Source organism: uncultured Corynebacterium sp. (genome assembly GCF_902782855.1).
GTDB lineage: Bacteria > Actinomycetota > Actinomycetes > Mycobacteriales > Mycobacteriaceae > Corynebacterium.
On sequence record NZ_CACZOO010000118.1, the window covers coordinates 1 to 3937 of the forward strand.

Sequence of the window (3937 nt, forward strand, 5' to 3'; positions counted from 1 at the left end):
CCCCGTCAGATGTCATCTCGAGACTCTTGACTTCCCAGGCTATGTCCCACGGTCGCCCTACCGGACGGCTGTCGACACTGATCGAGACGTTGTACGGACCCCCGCTCCGGGCGAAGAGATCGACGATCACGTCCTTCAATGACTCTCGCGGTCGCTGCGGGGACTGTGGTTCAGTCATCCCTCCAGTTTATGTACTGCGTCAGCCGACGGCTGCCAGGGCCTCAGATCTGCGTCAGGCACGGATCCGCGATGCTGTGCCACGGAAGGCCCGATCCGTGCCTGCCGCAAATGTGCTGCACAGCAGCGCAGGGATCACACCCGGTAGCGCTGCACCGCGGACCAGTCCGGGTCCACCTCATCCTCGAGGGACGCCTCGCCGAGATCCCAGGTGGAGACCGTGGCGCGCAGAGTGTTGACGACATGGTCCGGGTCGGCGACCGGCGCGGCATCCGCACCGGCCCCACCCGGCGCGCCGAGGTAGAAGTGCAGCGTCACCGCGTCCTGCCGACCCACGCCGTCCAGACCGGCACCGGCCTCACCGGTGCCCGACCCATCCTGGTGCGCCACCGCGACGAGCAGCCCGGCACGGTTCTCCCGGACGGTGGCGGACAGGGCGTCCTCCAGCGCTAGAACCGTGGACCGGACCTGCGCGCCGGTGAGCTCGGTCGCCCGGAAGGGGTCGATGTGCAGCGTCACCTCCACATGCCGGTCCCGGCCCGGGGCGACCGACGGGGCCAGCGGCACGATCGTGCGCACCACCGCGTCCGCGCCGTCGACGTCCATCCGCAGTTCGGTGTGCGCAGGGTTGCCGTCCGGACCGACGGAGGACGCCGCCATCCGGTCGACGAGTTCACGCAGGTCAGCCATGCTCACCGCGTGCTGGGGACTGTGGTCGGTCACCTCGACCGAGCCGATCCACGTCGCGACGGTGGACTCGCCGAGGGCGTCATTCAGCATGCGGCGGGCGGCGGCCTCATCGGGAGCGGCGACGCCCCCGGAACCGCCGAACAGGCCCGCGCGCAGGGCGGCAGTCTTCGCCGAGCCCCACTGCGGGTGCCACACCGTCACATCGACGATGCTGTGACCTGCGCGGACACCGATGCGGCAGGCGGCAGGGTCGTACTCAGGGTCGTACTCGGACCCCTGGTCTGCACCGTCACTCACAGAGAATCAAGCGCCTGGGTGAGATCGGCGAGCAGGTCCTCGACGTCCTCGATACCGACGGAGATGCGCACCAGATCATCCGGCACCTCGAGCGCGGACCCGGCGGCGGACTGATGGGTCATCTTCGCCGGGTGCTCCAGCAGGGACTCGACCCCGCCGAGGGACTCGGCCAGGCAGATCAACCGGGTGTTCCCGCAGAACTTCAGGGCGGCCGCCTCCCCGCCGGCGAAGCGGACCGAGACCATCGCGCCGAAACCCTTCATCTGACGTGCCGCGATGTCATGGCCCGGGTGCGTCGGAAGGCCCGGATAGAGCACGGTGCGGATCTCGGGGCGCCCCTCCAGGAACTCGGCGACCGTCTGTGCGTTCGCACAGTGCCGGTCCATCCGGACGCCGAGGGTCTTGATGCCACGGTAGGTGAGGTACGCGTCGAACGGGCCGGGCACCGCGCCCACGCCACCCTGGAGGAACAGCAGCTCACCGTCGAGATCCTCATCGTCGGTCACGACCACACCACCGACGACGTCGGAGTGCCCGCCGAGGTACTTCGTGGTGGAGTGCATGACCACGTCCGCGCCCAGGGCCAGGGGATTCTGCAGGTAAGGGCTGGCGAAGGTGTTGTCCACGACGAGTTTCGCGGTGTGCCCGGCGTCCTTGATCGCGGCGGCGGTGGCGGAGATGTCGGTGATGCCGAGCATCGGATTGGTCGGCGTCTCCAACCAGACGAGCTTCGTGTTGTCCTGCAACGCACCGGCGATCTGGGCGGTGTCTGCGGTATCGACGATGGAGCAGGTCACACCCCATTCCTTGTACGTCGTGTCGATGAGGCGGAAGGTCCCGCCGTAGGCGTCCGACCCGAGGATGAGGTGGTCACCGGGGCGCAGCAGGGCGCGGAAGATGGTGTCCGTGGCTGCCATGCCGGATCCGAAGGCGCGGCCGAAACGTCCACCTTCGAGCGCGGCGACAGCCTGCTCGACGGCGGTGACGGTCGGGTTGCCGCAGCGGGAGTACTCGTAACCGCCGCGCAACTGCGAGACGCCGTCCTGAGCGTAGGTCGTGGAGGTGTAGACGGGCACGTTGACCGCACCGGTCTGGCCGTCCGGGTCGTAGCCGGCGTGGATGGCGTTGGTGTTGAAGCCCAGGGGGCGGCCCGTGGCGTCGGTCAGGCGGGCGGCGGCGGTGAGCGCGGCCTCGCGGCGTGCCACGGTCCCCGCGTCCGCCCGGGTCTCGTGCTCGGCGTGCTGTGCCTGATCGGCGCTGGTCATCGGGACTCTCCTTGGTGCGTCTCTGAGGCATACCGGCGGTGCCCCGACGAGACGGTCCGGGGCGGTGCGTGCGCTGGCCATCCTAGCGGACCGAGCTGTCTGGCACGGTGTCCGGCATACTGTCCGGCATACTGTCCGGCATGGTTGATTCTGATCCCGCCGCCACGAACACCCCGGATGCCCCGGACGTCGCCGTCCGCGCCGATGCGGACGCCGACCCGCGCTCCATGTGGGACCGCATGGTCGCCGGGGAGCTGTACCACGCCGACGATCCGCAGATCGCCGCCGCCGGACTGGCCGCCCGGTCGGCGTGCTGGCGGTTGGGGCAGACCGATCCGGCGGACGAGACGTCCCGGGACGCGCAGATCCGTGACCTGCTGGGATACGTCGGGAAGGATGTCGTGGTCTGGCCCGGGCTGCGGGTGGACTACGGTACCAACGTCCATCTGGGCGACGGTGTGTTCCTCAATGTGGACGCCACGATCCTCGACGTCTGCCCGGTGACGATCGGGAAGGACACCCGGATCGGACCCGGCGTGCAGATCCTCACCCCACTGCACCCGCTGACCGACCACGCGCTGCGCGCGACGGGCTGGGAGTACGGGGCACCGGTCACCATCGGCGAGAACTGCTGGTTCGGCGGCAACGTCACCGTGTGCGCCGGGGTGACGATCGGCGACAACGTAGTGGTCGGGGCAGGTTCCGTGGTGACGCGCGACCTGCCGTCCGGGGTGCTGGCGGTGGGGACGCCGGCGCGGGTCGTGCGGGAGCTGTAGGGCTCGGCGGCGCGGCCCAGGGGAGCGGGGCACCGTAATTTTCCGGGTTCTCCGACGCGGGCCCATAGGTACTATGTCTATAGTTGCTACGACATTATTGGTACCTACAGGAGGACGCTCTCCATGACAGTCACCCCCTCGGGCACACAGTCCCCGACAACGCCGGCACCGAGTCGCTGGACCCTGCCACTCATCCTCACCGCCCAGTTCGTCACCCCGATGTCGATTGCCGGCACCGCCATCGCCCTGCCGAAGATCTCCACCGACCTCGGCGCCCAGACCACTGCCCTGCAGTGGGTGGTCAACGGCTTCAACGTCGCCTTCGCCCTCGGCGTCCTGGCCTTCGGAGCGATCAGTGACCGCATCGGCTACCGCCGCACCTTCACCATCGGCAGCATCCTGTTCGCCGCGGCCAGCCTGATCAGTGCGATCAGCCCCTCGCTGCTCCTGCTCGACGCCCTGCGTGTGATCGCCGGACTCGGTGCCGCCGCCGTACTCACCGGCGCCAGCTCGATGTTGTCCAACGCCTACGACGGATCCGCCAGAGCTCGGGCTTTCGCCCTGTTCGGCACCATGAACGGCCTCGGCCTCGCACTCGGGCCCACCATCTCCGGCATGCTGGTCACCGGCGTCGGATGGCGCGGAGTCTTCGCCGTCCACGGACTGATTCTCGCCGTCGTCGCACTGAGTTCCCGCGTCCTGCCCGCTGCGTCCCCCCCGCCGTCCGCCCCG

General features: G+C 69.2%; 4 protein-coding genes. 2 read left to right on the top strand and 2 right to left on the bottom strand.

Features of this window, described 5'->3' with window-relative positions; genetic code table 11:
- Nucleotides 1–312: 312 nt before the first annotated feature.
- Nucleotides 313–1164: a hypothetical protein gene (locus QZV72_RS05590; RefSeq protein WP_297006144.1), complete on the bottom strand. Its 852-nt coding sequence runs from the start codon at nt 1162–1164 to the stop codon at nt 313–315.
- The gene (locus tag QZV72_RS05595; protein WP_297006146.1) at nt 1161–2429 is read right to left on the bottom strand and encodes a cystathionine gamma-synthase; all 1269 of its coding nucleotides are present in this window, start codon (nt 2427–2429) and stop codon (nt 1161–1163) included. Before QZV72_RS05595 ends, QZV72_RS05590 begins: the two co-directional genes overlap by 4 nt.
- A 140-nt stretch (nt 2430–2569) precedes the next feature.
- Between QZV72_RS05595 and QZV72_RS05600 the strand changes: the two genes are divergently transcribed.
- Together QZV72_RS05600 and QZV72_RS05605 are read left to right on the top strand one after the other, a co-directional pair.
- Nucleotides 2570–3205: a sugar O-acetyltransferase gene (locus tag QZV72_RS05600; RefSeq protein WP_297006149.1), complete on the top strand. Its 636-nt coding sequence runs from the start codon at nt 2570–2572 to the stop codon at nt 3203–3205.
- A gap of 123 nt (nt 3206–3328) precedes the next feature.
- On the top strand, nt 3329–3937 hold a 609-nt coding region (locus tag QZV72_RS05605; RefSeq protein ID WP_297006150.1), incomplete at its 3' end, for an MFS transporter.

Excerpts from the sequence above, each read along its gene's own strand:
- QZV72_RS05595 (WP_297006146.1), bottom strand. The coding sequence starts at position 2,429 with ATGACCAGCGCCGATCAGGCACAGCACGCCGAGCACGAGACCCGGGCG.
- QZV72_RS05600 (WP_297006149.1), top strand. The coding sequence starts at position 2,570 with ATGGTTGATTCTGATCCCGCCGCCACGAACACCCCGGATGCCCCGGAC.